We start from the raw sequence: 16451 nt of genomic DNA, 5'->3' as shown, positions 1-16451 counted from the left end.
AGGGCCTGGCCACCGAGGAAGAGAAGAGCCTTCCCGATGGGTACTGAGAACCCTAGCGTGCCCCGGCACACGCAGTGGGCCGTTGCCACGAACGAGCCCCACTCCCGGGCGAATTCACGCACACGCAACCGCCCCCGCGCCTATGGCGTCACGCACGACAACACCCGCCACACCACCCGCTTCACGGTGATCGGCAATCACCTGGCACAGCACGCGGAGCTGTCACTGGTCGCGATCGCGCTGGCGGTGCACATCCAGTCGCTGCCGAGCAACGCCCCGGTGGACATCAAGACGCTAGCCAATCGCTTCCCGGAGGGCCGCACCCGAATCGCCGCGGGGCTACGGGAGTTGGAGGCCCACGGCTATCTGCGCCGCGTCCGCGAACGCACCTCCACCGGCAACATCGTCACCCGCACGATCTCCTGCAACCAGCCGAAGGCCCCTCGCGCTCCCGGACCGGCAGTTCACGAGGAGCGCCCGGCGGCGAAGCCGGACGAACCCCGCAAGAAGACCAAGAAGAAGCAGCACCCGCTCCCCCCGGTCCCCCAACCCGCGCACCCCTCCCCCGCCCTCCTCCGGACGGCCACCGACCTCCTCGCGGGCCTGCGTCACCAGGACCCCCGCCTGCTGCTCAGCGCATGCGACACGGCCCATCTGGCGCCCGGCGTAGCCGCCTGGCTGCAACGCGACGTGCCACCGGCCGCTGTACGCCATGCCCTGACGTCCGCGCTGCCACCCGAGGGCGTACGCCGCCCAGCGGCTCTCCTGGCCCACCGCCTCACGGCCCAGCTACCACCCCCACCCCCGTTCCGCGCCCCGCCGCCCGTACCGCACCCCCTCCAGAACTGCGACACCTGCGACCGAGCCTTCCGCGCCCCCGAGCCGGGCTCCTGCCGCGACTGCCGTTCGGCGACTCCCGAGGGTGCTCCATGAACGCGCGGGGAAACAAGCTGATCCACCGCCCCGAACAGACCCCGGACGCCCTGCGGGCCGCCCTCGCCGCTGTCACCCCTGAACGGCTGCCGGAGATGCGGCGGACGAAGGACGAGGCGTTCGCCAAGGCCGTGGAGCGAAGACCCCGACGCCGCCACGGCGGCCCTACAGGAGCTGGCTGCCGTCCTGCACGAGGCCATGAAGGCCGTGCGGACGGTCCGGGAACAGCGAAGAGGCCCGCACGACCGAAGTCGTACGAGCCTCTTCGAGGTCAGTCAGTGACCCTCGACCTCAAGCAAGCGGAACTTACTTGACGATCTTGGTGACCTGGCCGGCGCCCACCGTGCGGCCACCCTCACGGATGGCGAACTTCAGGCCCTCTTCCATGGCGACGGGCTGGATGAGCTCCACCTTCATCTCGGTGTTGTCACCCGGCATGACCATCTCGGTGCCCTCGGGGAGGGTCACCACGCCGGTCACGTCCGTCGTACGGAAGTAGAACTGCGGACGGTAGTTGTTGAAGAACGGCGTGTGGCGGCCACCCTCGTCCTTGGACAGGATGTAGGCCTGCGCCTCGAACTCGGTGTGCGGGGTGACCGAGCCCGGCTTGATGATGACCTGGCCGCGCTCGACGTCCTCGCGCTTGATGCCGCGGAGCAGCAGACCGACGTTCTCACCGGCCTGGCCCTCGTCGAGCAGCTTGCGGAACATCTCGATGCCGGTGACCGTGGTGGTGGTCTTCTCCGGCTTGATGCCGATGATGTCGACGGTCTCGTTGACCTTCAGGACACCACGCTCGATACGGCCGGTGACGACCGTACCGCGACCGGTGATCGTGAAGACGTCCTCGATCGGCATCAGGAACGGCTTGTCGACGTCGCGCTCCGGCTGCGGGATCGACTCGTCGACGGCCTGCATCAGGTTCAGGACCGACTGGCCCCACTCCTTGTCGCCCTCGAGGGCCTTCAGAGCGGAGACCTTGACGACCGGAACGTCGTCGCCCGGGAACTCGTACTCGGAGAGCAGCTCACGGACCTCGAGCTCGACGAGCTCCAGGATCTCCTCGTCGTCCACCATGTCGGCCTTGTTCAGGGCGACAACGATGTACGGAACGCCGACCTGGCGGGCCAGGAGCACGTGCTCCTTGGTCTGCGGCATCGGGCCGTCGGTGGCGGCGACCACGAGGATGGCGCCGTCCATCTGCGCGGCACCCGTGATCATGTTCTTGATGTAGTCCGCGTGACCGGGGCAGTCGACGTGGGCGTAGTGACGCGTCTCGGTCTGGTACTCGACGTGCGCGATCGAGATCGTGATACCGCGCTGGCGCTCCTCAGGAGCCTTGTCGATCTGGTCGAAGGCCGAGGCCTCGTTCAGGTCCGGGTACGCGTCGTGCAGCACCTTGGTAATGGCGGCCGTGAGGGTCGTCTTACCGTGGTCGATGTGACCGATGGTGCCGATGTTGACGTGCGGCTTAGTCCGCTCGAACTTCGCCTTCGCCACTGGGTCCTCCTGTGGAGTGGTTCTGTACGCCTTACTTCATCGGCGCCAGGTGATCTTTGCTGGGGTGCCGCCCGCCGGGAATCCTTCGCGGGGAAGAGTCCCCGGCGGTCGGTGTCAAGCCTAAAGCGTGTGAACGGGGTGCGTTACTCGCCCTTGGCCTTCGCGATGATCTCCTCGGCGACGTTCCGCGGAACCTCGGCGTAGGAGTCGAACTGCATCGAGTAGCTTGCGCGACCCGACGTCTTGCTGCGGAGGTCTCCGACGTAGCCGAACATCTCCGAGAGGGGCACGAGGCCCTTCACGACGCGGGCACCGGCCCGCTCCTCCATGGCCTGGATCTGACCACGGCGGGAGTTGATGTCGCCGATGACCTCACCCATGTAGTCCTCGGGCGTGGTGACCTCGACGGCCATCATCGGCTCGAGCAGCACGGGGGACGCCTTGCGCGCGGCCTCCTTGAAGGCCTGCGAACCGGCGATCTTGAAGGCCAGCTCGGAGGAGTCGACCTCGTGGTAGCCACCGTCGATGAGGATGACGCGCACGCCGGTCATCTCGTAACCGGCGAGGATGCCGAACTGCATGGCCTCCTGCGCACCGGCGTCGACCGAAGGGATGTACTCCTTCGGGATACGACCACCGGTCACCTTGTTCACGAACTCGTACGAGGTGTCGCCGCCCTCGATGGGCTCGATCGCGATCTGCACCTTGGCGAACTGACCGGTACCACCGGTCTGCTTCTTGTGGGTGTAGTCCACGCGCTCGACGGCCTTGCGGATCGTCTCGCGGTACGCGACCTGCGGCTTGCCGACGTTGGCCTCGACCTTGAACTCGCGCTTCATGCGGTCGACCAGCACCTCGAGGTGAAGCTCGCCCATACCGCCGATGACGGTCTGGCCGGTCTCCTCGTTGGTGTGCACCTGGAAGGAGGGGTCCTCCTCGGCCAGGCGCTGGATCGCGACGCCGAGCTTCTCCTGGTCGCCCTTCGACTTGGGCTCGATGGCGACCTCGATGACCGGCGCCGGGAAGTCCATGGACTCCAGGATGACCGGCTGCTTGTCGTCGGACAGCGTCTCACCGGTGGTGGTCTGCTTCAGGCCCATGACGGCGACGATGTCACCGGCGCCCACCGACTCGATCTCCTCACGCTTGTTGGCGTGCATGCGGTAGATCTTGCCGATGCGCTCCTTCTTGCCCTTGACGGAGTTCAGCACCTGCGTGCCGGACACCAGGCGGCCCGAGTAGACCCGGACGAAGGTGAGCTTGCCGAGGTGCGGGTCGCTCATGATCTTGAACGCAAGAGCGGCCAGCGGCTCGTCCTCGGACGGCTTGCGCTTGACGACGACCTCGGGGTCCTTGACGTCGTGGCCCTCGATGGCCTCCACGTCGAGCGGGGTCGGCAGGTAGCGCACGACCGCGTCGAGCAGGGGCTGAACGCCCTTGTTCTTGAACGCGGTTCCGCAGAACACGGGGGTGACCGTGGTCTCGGAGGCCTTGCCGGAGCGGATGGTGATACGACGGATCGCGGCGTGCAGCTGCTCCTCGGTGGGCTCTTCGCCCTCGAGGTACAGCTCCATGATCTCTTCGTCGTTCTCCGCGACGGCCTCGACCAGCTTGCCGTGCCACTCCTCAGCGGCCTCGGTGTGCGTGGCGGGGATGTCGACGGTCTCGTACATCTCGCCCTTGGCCGCCTCGACGGGGTACACCAGGGCCTTCATCTTCACCAGGTCGACGACCCCGCGGAAGTCCGCCTCAGCGCCGATCGGCAGCTGCATGACGAGCGGCTGAGCGCCCAGGCGGTCGGAGATCATGTCGACACAGCGGTGGAACTCGGCACCGGTGCGGTCGAGCTTGTTGACGAAGCAGATGCGCGGAACGCCGTAACGGTCGGCCTGACGCCACACCGTCTCGGACTGGGGCTCAACGCCGGCAACACCGTCGAACACCGTCACCGCACCGTCGAGGACGCGGAGCGAACGCTCCACCTCGACGGTGAAGTCCACGTGGCCCGGGGTGTCGATGATGTTGATCGTGTGATCGACGCCCTCAAGCGGCCAGTGACAGGTGGTGGCAGCAGACGTGATCGTGATGCCACGCTCCTGCTCCTGCTCCATCCAGTCCATGGTGGCAGCGCCGTCGTGGACCTCACCGATCTTGTAAGAACGACCGGTGTAGAACAGGATCCGCTCGGTGGTGGTCGTCTTGCCCGCGTCGATGTGGGCCATGATGCCGATGTTGCGCACCTTGGCCAGGTCAAGTGAAGTGGTAGCCATAAGGCTTCAGTCTTCTCTCGGTTCTCGATGGGGTAGCGACTACCAGCGGTAGTGCGCGAAGGCCTTGTTGGACTCGGCCATCTTGTGGGTGTCCTCGCGCTTCTTCACAGCGGCGCCGAGGCCGTTGGAGGCGTCGAGGAGCTCGTTGAGCAGACGCTCGGTCATGGTCTTCTCGCGACGGGCGCGGGAGTAACCGACGAGCCAGCGCAGCGCCAGGGTGTTCGCACGACCGGGCTTGACCTCGATCGGGACCTGGTACGTCGCACCACCGACACGGCGGGACTTGACCTCGAGGGTCGGCTTGATGTTCTCAAGCGCGCGCTTCAGCGTGATGATCGGGTCGTTGCCCGTCTTCTCACGCAGACCCTCCATGGCGCCGTAGACGATGCGCTCGGCGGTGGAGCGCTTGCCGTTCAGCAGCACCTTGTTGATCAGGGAGGTCACCAGAGGAGAACCGTAGACCGGGTCGATGATGACCGGGCGCTTCGGGGCGGGGCCCTTACGAGGCATTCTTACTTCTCCTTCTTGGCGCCGTAGCGGCTGCGGGCCTGCTTGCGGTTCTTGACACCCTGGGTGTCGAGCGAGCCGCGGATGATCTTGTAGCGAACACCCGGCAGGTCCTTCACACGGCCGCCGCGCACGAGCACGATGGAGTGCTCCTGCAGGTTGTGTCCCTCACCCGGAATGTAAGCAGTGACCTCGATGCCGCTGGTCAGACGCACACGCGCGACCTTGCGGAGGGCCGAGTTCGGCTTCTTCGGGGTGGTCGTGAACACACGCGTGCAGACGCCACGACGCTGAGGGGAACCCTCGAGTGCGGGCGTCTTGTTCTTCTCGACCTTGTCCTGCCGGCCCTTGCGGACCAGCTGCTGGATCGTAGGCACTACTTCTCCGGTTTCTGTGTGCCGAATAGGTACAGCTAACCTGGAACATTGCCGACCCACGCGGTCGGGTGTGTCGAATCCCGCCGACTCTCACTGCAAGACAGAAAGAGCGCAGATTACGGTGGCCGATGGCGACTCGCACTGCGGTTGAAGGCACGCAGGCAAGCCAGGGCACACCCCAGGCACAAGGTCTGAGCGTACCTACCTCACGGACTTCGGTCAAAACAAATGGAGTGGGCTCCGACACGCCGCCCTTTTGCGAGATGTCCCGTCACACCCCTGAACGCCCGAGATGGCCGCGAAACGGCTTGATGTCAGGTGATGTCAGGCATGGCGCGGAACGCGGCCCTCAGCCCGGTCCAGGCCCGTCCTCTCCCCCACAACGCCGAAGGGCGGCCACCCTTTGCGGGGTGACCGCCCTTCACAGCGTCAGACGTACGCCTTACTGGTTGTACGGACCGTAGTCGTAGTCCTCCAGCGGCACGGCCTGGCCGGAGCCCGTACCGAACGGCGAGTAGTCGATGTCGTCGTAGCCGACGGTCGAGTACATCGCGGCCTTGGCCTCCTCGGTCGGCTCGACCCGGATGTTGCGGTAGCGGGACAGGCCCGTACCGGCCGGGATGAGCTTACCGATGATGACGTTCTCCTTGAGGCCGATCAGGGAGTCGGACTTGGCGTTGATCGCCGCGTCCGTGAGGACCCTGGTCGTCTCCTGGAAGGACGCGGCGGACAGCCACGACTCGGTCGCCAGCGACGCCTTGGTGATACCCATGAGCTGCGGACGGCCGGAGGCGGGGTGACCGCCCTCCTGGACCACACGACGGTTCTCGGTCTCGAACTTCGAGCGCTCGACCAGCTCGCCGGGCAGCAGCTCGGCGTCGCCGGACTCGATGATCGTCACACGGCGCAGCATCTGCCGGATGATGATCTCGATGTGCTTGTCGTGGATCGACACACCCTGCGAGTTGTAGACCTTCTGGACCTCGCCGACCAGGTGGACCTGGACGGCACGCTGGCCCAGGATGCGCAGCACGTCGTGCGGGTTGGTGGCACCCACGGTGAGCTTCTGGCCCACCTCGACGTGCTCGCCCTCGGCGACCAGGAGACGGGCGCGCTTCGAGATCGGGTACGAGCTCTCGTCGCTGCCGTCGTCCGGCGTGATGACGATCTTCTTGGTCTTCTCGGTCTCCTCGATGCGCACGCGACCGGACGCCTCGGAGATCGGGGCGACACCCTTCGGCGTACGGGCCTCGAAGAGCTCGACGACACGCGGCAGACCCTGGGTGATGTCGTCACCGGCCACACCACCGGTGTGGAAGGTACGCATCGTGAGCTGGGTACCGGGCTCACCGATGGACTGGGCGGCGATGATGCCGACCGCCTCACCGATGTCGACCAGCTTGCCGGTGGCCAGCGAACGGCCGTAGCACATGGCGCAGGTGCCGACCGCGGACTCACAGGTCAGGACCGAGCGGGTCTTGACCTCCTCGATGCCGCGCGAGACCAGTTCCTCGATGAGCACGTCGCCCAGGTCCGTACCGGCCGGAGCCAGCACCTGACCGTCGACGACGATCTCCTCGGCGAGGCAGCGCGCGTACACCGAGGTCTCGACGTCCTCGGTCTTGCGCAGCACGCCGTCCGCGCCCCGCTCCGCGATCTTGAGCTTCAGACCGCGCTCGGTGCCGCAGTCCTCCTCGCGGATGATGACGTCCTGGGAGACGTCGACCAGACGACGGGTCAGGTAACCCGAGTCGGCGGTACGCAGAGCGGTGTCCGCCAGACCCTTACGGGCACCGTGCGTGGAGATGAAGTACTCCAGCACGGACAGACCCTCACGGAACGAGGCCTTGATCGGACGCGGGATGGTCTCGTTCTTCGCGTTCGACACCAGACCACGCATACCGGCGATCTGCCGCATCTGCATCATGTTTCCTCGGGCACCCGAGTCGACCATCATGAAGATGGGGTTGGTCTTGGGGAAGTTCTCGTTCATCGCCTCGGCGACCTCGTTGGTCGCCTTGGTCCAGATCGCGATGAGCTCCTGAGTGCGCTCTTCCTTGGTGATCAGACCGCGCTCGTACTGCTTCTGGACCTTCTCGTCCTGCGCCTCGTAGCCCTTGACGATCTCCTTCTTCGCCTCGGGAACGACGACGTCGGAGATGGCCACGGTGACACCGGAACGGGTCGCCCAGAAGAAGCCGGCCGCCTTCAGGTTGTCGAGCGTCGCCGCCACGATGACCTTGGGGTAGCGCTCGGCCAGGTCGTTGACGATCTCGGAGAGCTGCTTCTTGCCCACCGAGTAGTCGACGAACGGGTAGTCCTCGGGCAGCAGTTCGTTGAAGAGCGCGCGGCCCAGCGTGGTGCGCAGCCGGAAGCTGTCGCCCTGCTGCCACTCCGGCTCGCCCTCTTCCCTCGCCGGCGGGGTCCAGCCGCGCGGCGGGATGGTGCCCACCGGGAAGCGGATGTCGACCGACGACTGCAGCGCCAGCTCGCCGGCGTCGAACGCCATGATCGCCTCGGCCGTGGAGCCGAACGCGCGGCCCTCGCCCTTGACGTCACGCAGCTCGCCGTCCGTGGTGAGGAAGAACAGACCGAGGACCATGTCCTGGGTCGGCATCGTCACCGGGCGGCCGTCGGCCGGCTTGAGGATGTTGTTCGAGGACAGCATCAGGATGCGGGCCTCGGCCTGCGCCTCCGCGGACAGCGGCAGGTGCACGGCCATCTGGTCACCGTCGAAGTCCGCGTTGAACGCGGTGCAGACGAGCGGGTGGATCTGGATGGCCTTGCCCTCGACGAGCTGCGGCTCGAAGGCCTGGATGCCGAGGCGGTGCAGGGTGGGCGCACGGTTCAGCAGCACGGGGTGCTCGGCGATGACCTCTTCGAGGACGTCGTACACGACCGTGCGACCGCGCTCGACCATGCGCTTGGCGCTCTTGATGTTCTGCGCGTGGTTCAGGTCGACCAGACGCTTCATCACGAACGGCTTGAACAGCTCCAGCGCCATGGCCTTGGGCAGACCGCACTGGTGCAGCTTGAGCTGCGGGCCGACGACGATGACGGAACGCGCCGAGTAGTCGACTCGCTTACCGAGCAGGTTCTGCCGGAAGCGACCCTGCTTGCCCTTGAGCATGTCGGACAGCGACTTCAGCGGACGGTTGCCGGGGCCCGTGACCGGGCGACCACGACGGCCGTTGTCGAAGAGCGCGTCCACGGCCTCCTGGAGCATGCGCTTCTCGTTGTTCACGATGATCTCGGGGGCACCGAGGTCGAGAAGGCGCTTCAGGCGGTTGTTGCGGTTGATGACACGGCGGTACAGGTCGTTGAGGTCGGAGGTCGCGAAGCGGCCACCGTCGAGCTGCACCATCGGACGCAGGTCCGGCGGGATGACCGGCACGCAGTCGAGGACCATGCCCTTGGGGCTGTTGGACGTCTGCAGGAACGCGGAGACGACCTTCAGGCGCTTGAGGGCACGGGTCTTCTTCTGGCCCTTGCCGGTGCGGATGATCTCGCGGAGCTTCTCGGCCTCTTCCTCGAGGTCGAAGGACTCCAGGCGCTTCTGCAGCGCCGCGGCACCCATCGAGCCGTCGAAGTACGTGCCGAAGCGGTCACGCAGCTCGCGGTAGAGCAGCTCGTCGCCCTCGAGGTCCTGGACCTTGAGGTTCTTGAAGCGGGTCCACACCTCGTCGAGGCGGTCGATCTCGCGCTGCGCACGGTCGCGGAGCTGCTTCATCTCGCGCTCGGCACCCTCGCGCACCTTGCGGCGCACGTCGGCCTTGGCGCCCTCGGCCTCCAGCTCGGCCAGGTCGGTCTCGAGCTTCTTGGCGCGGGCCTCCAGGTCGGAGTCGCGGCGGTTCTCGATGTGCTGCCGCTCGACGGAGACATGCGCCTCCAGGGAGGGCAGGTCGCGGGTGCGGCGCTCCTCGTCGACGTACGTGATCATGTACGCCGCGAAGTAGATGACCTTCTCCAGGTCCTTCGGGGCGAGGTCGAGCAGGTAGCCCAGCCGCGACGGAACGCCCTTGAAGTACCAGATGTGGGTGACGGGAGCGGCAAGCTCGATGTGGCCCATCCGCTCACGGCGCACCTTGGCACGCGTGACCTCGACGCCACAACGCTCACAGATGATGCCCTTGAAGCGGACGCGCTTGTACTTGCCGCAGTAGCACTCCCAGTCCCGGGTGGGGCCGAAGATCTTCTCGCAGAAGAGGCCGTCCTTCTCGGGCTTGAGGGTGCGGTAGTTGATGGTCTCGGGCTTCTTGACCTCGCCGTGGCTCCACTGCCGGATGTCGTCCGCAGTGGCCAGGCCGATCCGGAGCTCGTCGAAGAAGTTGACGTCGAGCACTATGCGTCAATCCCTCTCAGGGTCGTAAGTCTTGGGGTCTGATACGGGGGTCCTGGGGCCGGCGGGCCTTGATCGCTCAAGGCCCGCCGGAACTCCCGTCAGACCTCTTCGACGCTGCTCGGCTCGCGCCGGGACAGGTCGATGCCGAGCTCCTCCGCAGCGCGGAAGACGTCCTCGTCGGTGTCACGCATTTCGATGGACATACCGTCGCTGGACAGCACCTCCACGTTCAGGCACAGGGACTGCATCTCCTTGATGAGCACCTTGAAGGACTCGGGGATGCCGGGCTCCGGGATGTTCTCGCCCTTGACGATGGCCTCGTAGACCTTCACGCGGCCGGTGACGTCGTCGGACTTGATGGTCAGCAGCTCCTGGAGGGCGTACGCGGCGCCGTAGGCCTCGAGGGCCCACACCTCCATCTCACCGAAGCGCTGGCCACCGAACTGGGCCTTACCACCCAGCGGCTGCTGGGTGATCATCGAGTACGGACCGGTCGAGCGAGCGTGCAGCTTGTCGTCGACCAGGTGGTGCAGCTTCAGGATGTACATGTACCCGACCGAGATCGGGTCCGGGAACGGCTCACCGGAGCGGCCGTCGAACAGCCGGGCCTTGCCGGACGGGAGCACCATGCGCTCGCCGTCGCGGTTCGGAATGGTGTGCTGGAGCAGACCCGCCAGCTCGTCCTCACGGGCACCGTCGAAGACCGGGGTGGCGACGTTGGTGCCCGGGGCGACCTGGTCGGCGCCGATGGTCTGGAGACGCTTGGCCCACTCGTCGGCGAGACCGGAGACGTCCCAGCCGCGGCTGGCGAGCCAGCCGAGGTGGATCTCCAGGACCTGTCCCGGGTTCATTCGGGACGGCACACCCAGCGGGTTGAGGATGATGTCGACCGGGGTGCCGTCCTCCAGGAACGGCATGTCCTCGATCGGGTTGATCTTGGAGATGACACCCTTGTTGCCGTGACGGCCGGCGAGCTTGTCACCGTCGGTGATCTTGCGCTTCTGCGCGACGTAGACGCGGACGAGCTGGTTCACGCCCGGCGGCAGCTCGTCGCCCTCCTCGCGGTCGAAGACGCGCACACCGATGACCTTGCCGGTCTCGCCGTGCGGCACCTTCAGCGAGGTGTCACGGACCTCACGGGCCTTCTCACCGAAGATCGCGCGCAGCAGGCGCTCCTCGGGGGTCAGCTCGGTCTCGCCCTTCGGGGTGACCTTGCCGACGAGGATGTCGCCGGCGATGACCTCGGCGCCGATGCGGATGATGCCGCGCTCGTCGAGGTCGGCGAGGACCTCCTCGGAGACGTTCGGGATGTCCCGGGTGATCTCCTCGGGGCCGAGCTTGGTGTCACGGGCGTCGACCTCGTGCTCCTCGATGTGGATCGAGGAGAGGACGTCGTCCTGCACGAGGCGCTGCGACAGGATGATCGCGTCCTCGTAGTTGTGACCCTCCCACGGCATGAACGCCACGAGCAGGTTCTTGCCGAGGGCCATCTCACCGTTCTCGGTGGCCGGACCGTCGGCGAGGACCTGGCCCTCGATGACGCGGTCGCCCTCGTTGACGATGACCTTCTGGTTGACCGAGGTGCCCTGGTTGGAGCGCGAGAACTTGTGCAGGCGGTACGTGATGTACGTGCCGTCGTCGTTGGCGGTGGTGATGTAGTCCGCGGAGACCTCCTGGACCACACCCGCCTTCTCGGCCTTGACCACGTCGCCGGCGTCGACCGCGGAGCGGTACTCCATGCCGGTGCCGACGAGCGGCGCCTCGGACTTGATGAGCGGCACGGCCTGGCGCATCATGTTCGCGCCCATGAGGGCGCGGTTGGCGTCGTCGTGCTCGAGGAAGGGGATCATGGCGGTCGCGACCGACACCATCTGGCGCGGCGAGACGTCCATGTAGTCCACGTCCTCGGGGCCGACGTAGTCGACCTCGCCGCCGCGGCGGCGGACCAGCACGCGGGCCTCGGCGAAGCGGAGCTCGTCGGTCAGCGGCGCGTTGGCCTGCGCGATGACGAAGCGGTCCTCCTCGTCGGCGGTCAGGTAGTCCACCTCGTCGGTGACCTGGCCGTCGACGACCTTGCGGTACGGGGTCTCGATGAAACCGAACGCGTTGACCCGGCCGTAGGAGGCGAGCGAGCCGATCAGACCGATGTTCGGGCCTTCCGGCGTCTCGATCGGGCACATGCGGCCGTAGTGCGACGGGTGAACGTCACGGACCTCGAAGCCGGCCCGCTCACGGGAGAGACCACCCGGGCCGAGGGCGTTGAGACGACGCTTGTGCGTCAGGCCCGACAGCGGGTTGTTCTGGTCCATGAACTGGGACAGCTGGCTGGTGCCGAAGAACTCCTTGATGGAGGCGACGACCGGCCGGATGTTGATCAGGGTCTGCGGCGTGATCGCCTCGACGTCCTGGGTGGTCATGCGCTCGCGCACGACGCGCTCCATACGGGCGAGACCCGTACGGACCTGGTTCTGGATCAGCTCGCCGACGCTGCGGATGCGGCGGTTGCCGAAGTGGTCGATGTCATCGGTCTCGACCATGATCGAGCGGCCGGACTCACCGGTCGTCTCGGTCTCCCCGGCGTGCAGCTTCACCAGGTACTTGATGGTGGCGATGACGTCGTCGGTGGTGAGCACGCCGGCGTCCAGCGGCTCGTCCGCACCGAGCTTCTTGTTGACCTTGTAGCGGCCGACCTTCGCCAGGTCGTAGCGCTTCGGGTTGAAGTAGAGGTTCTCCAGCAGCGTCTGCGCGGCCTCACGGGTGGGCGGCTCGCCCGGACGCAGCTTGCGGTAGATGTCGAGCAGCGCGTCGTCCTGGCCCTGGGTGTGGTCCTTCTCCAGGGTGGCGCGCATGGACTCGTACTGACCGAACTCCTCGAGGATCTGCTCGGTGGTCCAGCCGAGCGCCTTCAGGAGGACGGTCACGGACTGCTTGCGCTTGCGGTCGATGCGCACACCGACCATGTCGCGCTTGTCGATCTCCATCTCCAGCCAGGCACCCCGGGACGGGATGATCTTGGCGGAGAAGATGTCCTTGTCGGACGTCTTGTCGATGGAGGAGTCGAAGTAGACGCCGGGGGAACGGACGAGCTGCGACACCACGACACGCTCGGTGCCGTTGATGACGAAGGTGCCCTTGTTCGTCATGAGCGGGAAGTCGCCCATGAAGACGGTCTGGGACTTGATCTCGCCGGTCTCGTTGTTGGTGAACTCGGCGGTGACGAAGAGCGGAGCCGCGTACGTGAAGTCGCGCTCCTTGCACTCGTCGATCGAGTTCTTCGGCGGCTCGAAGCGGTGGTCGCGGAAGGTCAGCGACATGGACCCGGAGAAGTCCTCGATCGGGGAGATCTCCTCGAAGATCTCCTCGAGGCCGGACTTGGTGGGAACGTCCTGACCGGACTCCAGAGCCGCCTCGACGCGAGCCTTCCATACGCTGTTGCCGAGCAGCCAGTCGAAGCTCTCGGTTTGCAGCGCGAGAAGGTTCGGAACCTCGAGGGGCTCCTTGATCTTTGCAAAGGAGATGCGCAGCGGGGCAGTGCTGGCGCCGTTGTTCGTATTCGCGGTCGAGGCGGTGCGCGAGGCGGCCAAGAGGGGGTCCTTCCGAGGGCTCGGACTCACTACGCGCGTGCCGGTCCCCACCAGACACAGAGATGGAAAGTCCCAGGTCAGAGACTCTTCAACGTCAATGCTCAAGTGAGGGGCGTGCTCCTGGTGACGGGCAGGAAGCAGCTAACAGGCAGCGCAAAGGGTCAGTGTAGCCACTTGGCACACTGAAGTCCAGTGCGGGTTTGCAGACTCACGACGGAGCCCCTCGTTGTTCCTCAACACCTGCGGCAAGCCACGCCCTCGATGCACATCGATACTGCCCTCTTCGTCAGCGATCCATGCCTCGGATCCGGATCGTTGTGACGACGCGTCCTGAGAATTGCGCGCTGCGTGCGGTTCGTCAAGAGCCCACTTGCCCAAACCGGGTGCTGCCATCGTCACTTGCAGCCATTCGCCGGGGCCTCGGAGGCACGACGAAGATCACCATACCCCCCGCGGCGACGGCTGCAAGGCAGTCGGCACCCGGCCGTCGGGAACGCCGAAGAGCGACCACCCGGTTGGGTGATCGCTCTTCAGTGCGTCCGCGTTACAGCCCTACGAGTGAGCCGTGGCGGCGTCCCGTACGGGGGCCGCGGCCCGTGTTCGAACGGGCAGTGAGAGGCGTTCGCGGGGGGCCGTACGAAGCAAGGCTCCGTACGGCCTGTGAGTCCGCTGGGGACCCGAAGAGGTCTTACTTGACCTCGACGGAGGCGCCGGCGCCCTCGAGGGCCTCCTTGGCCTTGTCCGCGGCGTCCTTGGCGACCTTCTCCAGGACGGGCTTCGGGGCGCCGTCCACCAGGTCCTTGGCCTCCTTCAGGCCGAGGGAGGTCAGCTCGCGCACGACCTTGATGACCTGGATCTTCTTGTCGCCGGCGCCGGTGAGGACGACGTCGAACTCGTCCTTCTCCTCGACGGCCTCGGCGGCACCGGCGCCCGCGGCACCGCCGGCGATCATGACCGGCGCGGCAGCGGCGGCGGTGACGTCGAACTTCTCCTCGAAGGCCTTCACGAACTCGGAGAGCTCGATGAGGGTCATCTCCTCGAACTGGGCAAGCAGCTCGTCCTGGGTGAGCTTCGCCATGATGGCGGTCCTTCCACTAAATCGGCAGGTGCCGGATGTACTGGGTAAGGCGGGCGTACGTCGGGCCCGCATCGACCCTCACCTCACGCGGCGAGGATCGGAAAGCGAGCCGAATTACTCGGCACCGCCCTGCTCGTCCTGCTTGGCACGAAGCGCGTCCACGGTGCGGACGAGCTTCGACGGGAGCGCCTGGAAGACAGAGGCAGCCTGGGACTGCTTGCCCTTGAACGCACCGGCCAGCTTGGAGAGCAGAACCTCGCGGGACTCGAGGTCCGCAAGCTTCTTGATCTCATCGGCGGACAGCGCCTTGCCGTCAAGGACACCGCCCTTGATGATGAGATTCGGGTTGTCCTTGGCGAAGTCACGCAGACCCTTCGCCGACTCCACCGGGTCACCGGTGACGAAGGCGACGGCCGTCGGACCAGCGAAGAGCTGGTCGTCCAGCGTGATCCCGGCCTCGTTGGCCGCAATCTTGGTCAGCGTGTTCTTCACCACGGCGTACTGGGCGTTCTCACCGAGCGACCGGCGCAGCGTCTTGAGCTGCGCCACGGTGAGACCGCGGTACTCGGTCAGCACGGCGGCGTTGGAGCTGCGGAACTTGTCCGTCAGCTCGGCAACCGCAGCAGCCTTGTCGGGCCTCGCCATAGAGCCTCGGCCTCCTTCCGGGTGATTCGGACCGCGCGGACCCCGAAGGAGGACTGGGGAAAACGAAACGCCCCGGCGCAGGCGCACGGGGCGTACTCAACCGGTTGTACGGGCGGTGATCGCTCACACTCCGGGAGTTCTTCCACTGTCACCTGCGCGGGTCGTCCGCAATTCAGCGGATCCTTCGGCCACCATGCCCTCGTTCGAGTTCACGGCAACGACCAGCGGTCTTTGGCTTCTGGAGAAGAATAAGGGAACGGAGCCGCGTCAAGCAAATCCGTTCCCGAGGCTTGTTCAGCTCTGGTCGGCTTCCTTCATCATCTCGGCGAGATCGACCGTGTCCTTGGCGGGCGGGGCGGTCACGGTCACCGGCTTGTTGAGGTCGAGGAAGGTGATCGTCGTGTCGAGCCGGCCCTCGTCGGTGTCGCTGCGCATGCGGAACTGCTTGGTGTGATCGGCACCATCGATCCACATGTCCATGTCGATCGTGGTGGCGCCCATCTTCTCGTACGCCTCGAGGCTCTTCTCCTGCTGATCCCGGGTCGCCTTGTCCTTGCCCTTGAGGGAGTCGCGCAGGTCATCAAGGGTGAGCGTGCCGGTGTAGTGCGTCGTCTTCGCACCACCGACGGTCTCGGTGCCGACCTTCTTCACCTTCTTGGAGCTGGTGAGGAAGGTGGACTCCTGGGCCGGGTTCTGATTGGCCTGGCCGAACTGGTCGGTGTTCAGGCCCTTGTCCGCGCCCATGGCGGCCATGTCGAACTTGAGCCAGTGCTTGCCGTCCATCTCCTTGGCGGCCTCGGCACCGCCGTCGATGTACATCACGTTGTCGACGAGCCGGATCTCGACCTTGCCGTCAGCGCCCTTGTCCGGAGCCGTCATGTTCATGGTCATGGCGAGCGGCTTCATCGACATCTCGGCCTCGGCGCGGACCTTCCCCGTACCCGGGACCGTGCCGGTCATCCGGTAGTGGAGGGACGTGATCTCCTCGGTGTTCTTCGCCGCCTTGGCCACGGCCGCGGCGGGCGTCATCTTCGGCTCCTCCGAACCGCCCCCGCCACCGCCCTGCGAGCAGGAGACCGCCCCGGCACTCAGGACCAGAGCCGCCAGCGCCGCACCCACCGCACCGCGACCAGCCGCACCACGCACAAGCTTCATGATTCCCCCCAAGGAACCCAACGAGATTTTGACCCTATCTTGGTCGAATGGGAAAGGGCG

The 16451-nt window shown here is 66.1% G+C and carries 10 protein-coding genes; 1 reads left to right on the top strand and 9 read right to left on the bottom strand.

The features are described 5' to 3' along the window. The first annotated feature begins 36 nt into the window (after window positions 1-36). On the top strand, window positions 37-933 hold the full coding sequence (locus NGF19_RS11460) for a helix-turn-helix domain-containing protein (protein ID WP_252424603.1): 897 nt from the start codon (window positions 37-39) through the stop codon (window positions 931-933). A gap of 306 nt (window positions 934-1239) precedes the next feature. On the opposite strand, the gene tuf is transcribed toward NGF19_RS11460, so the two are convergent. The 9 genes from tuf to NGF19_RS11415 form a co-directional block, all read right to left on the bottom strand. Then, on the bottom strand, window positions 1240-2433 hold the full coding sequence (gene tuf / locus NGF19_RS11455) for an elongation factor Tu (RefSeq protein ID WP_252424601.1): 1194 nt from the start codon (window positions 2431-2433) through the stop codon (window positions 1240-1242). A gap of 143 nt (window positions 2434-2576) precedes the next feature. Beyond that, the gene (gene fusA, locus NGF19_RS11450) at window positions 2577-4703 is read right to left on the bottom strand and encodes an elongation factor G (RefSeq protein WP_252424599.1); all 2127 of its coding nucleotides are present in this window, start codon (window positions 4701-4703) and stop codon (window positions 2577-2579) included. 39 nt (window positions 4704-4742) lie between these two features. Next, window positions 4743-5213 (bottom strand): 30S ribosomal protein S7, encoded by a 471-nt coding sequence (gene rpsG / locus NGF19_RS11445; RefSeq protein ID WP_003992340.1) that lies wholly within the window; start codon window positions 5211-5213, stop codon window positions 4743-4745. A 2-nt stretch (window positions 5214-5215) separates the two neighbouring features. Then, the gene (gene rpsL / locus NGF19_RS11440) at window positions 5216-5587 is read right to left on the bottom strand and encodes a 30S ribosomal protein S12 (RefSeq protein ID WP_003948652.1); all 372 of its coding nucleotides are present in this window, start codon (window positions 5585-5587) and stop codon (window positions 5216-5218) included. Window positions 5588-6029: 442 nt separating this feature from the next. Next, on the bottom strand, window positions 6030-9929 hold the full coding sequence (locus NGF19_RS11435; RefSeq protein WP_252424597.1) for a DNA-directed RNA polymerase subunit beta': 3900 nt from the start codon (window positions 9927-9929) through the stop codon (window positions 6030-6032). A 98-nt stretch (window positions 9930-10027) separates the two neighbouring features. Further along, window positions 10028-13513 carry a DNA-directed RNA polymerase subunit beta gene (gene rpoB, locus NGF19_RS11430; protein ID WP_252424595.1) on the bottom strand — a complete coding sequence of 1162 codons (3486 nt, stop codon included), beginning with the start codon at window positions 13511-13513 and terminating at the stop codon, window positions 10028-10030. Window positions 13514-14201: 688 nt separating this feature from the next. Continuing rightward, window positions 14202-14591, bottom strand: a complete 390-nt coding sequence (rplL, locus tag NGF19_RS11425) for a 50S ribosomal protein L7/L12 (RefSeq protein ID WP_252424593.1) — start codon at window positions 14589-14591, stop codon at window positions 14202-14204. 114 nt (window positions 14592-14705) lie between these two features. Continuing rightward, a complete protein-coding gene (gene rplJ / locus NGF19_RS11420) occupies window positions 14706-15236 on the bottom strand; it encodes a 50S ribosomal protein L10 (RefSeq protein ID WP_020941659.1) in 531 nt (176 codons plus the stop codon). 294 nt (window positions 15237-15530) lie between these two features. Next, a complete protein-coding gene (locus NGF19_RS11415) occupies window positions 15531-16391 on the bottom strand; it encodes an SCO4651 family lipoprotein (protein ID WP_252424591.1) in 861 nt (286 codons plus the stop codon). Window positions 16392-16451 lie beyond the last annotated feature (60 nt).

The sequence above is a fragment of the Streptomyces macrolidinus genome, assembly GCF_023887685.1.
Lineage (GTDB): Bacteria > Actinomycetota > Actinomycetes > Streptomycetales > Streptomycetaceae > Streptomyces > Streptomyces macrolidinus.
Note: the sequence above shows the minus strand (reverse complement) of the source record. Positions and strands in the feature narration are given on the sequence as shown.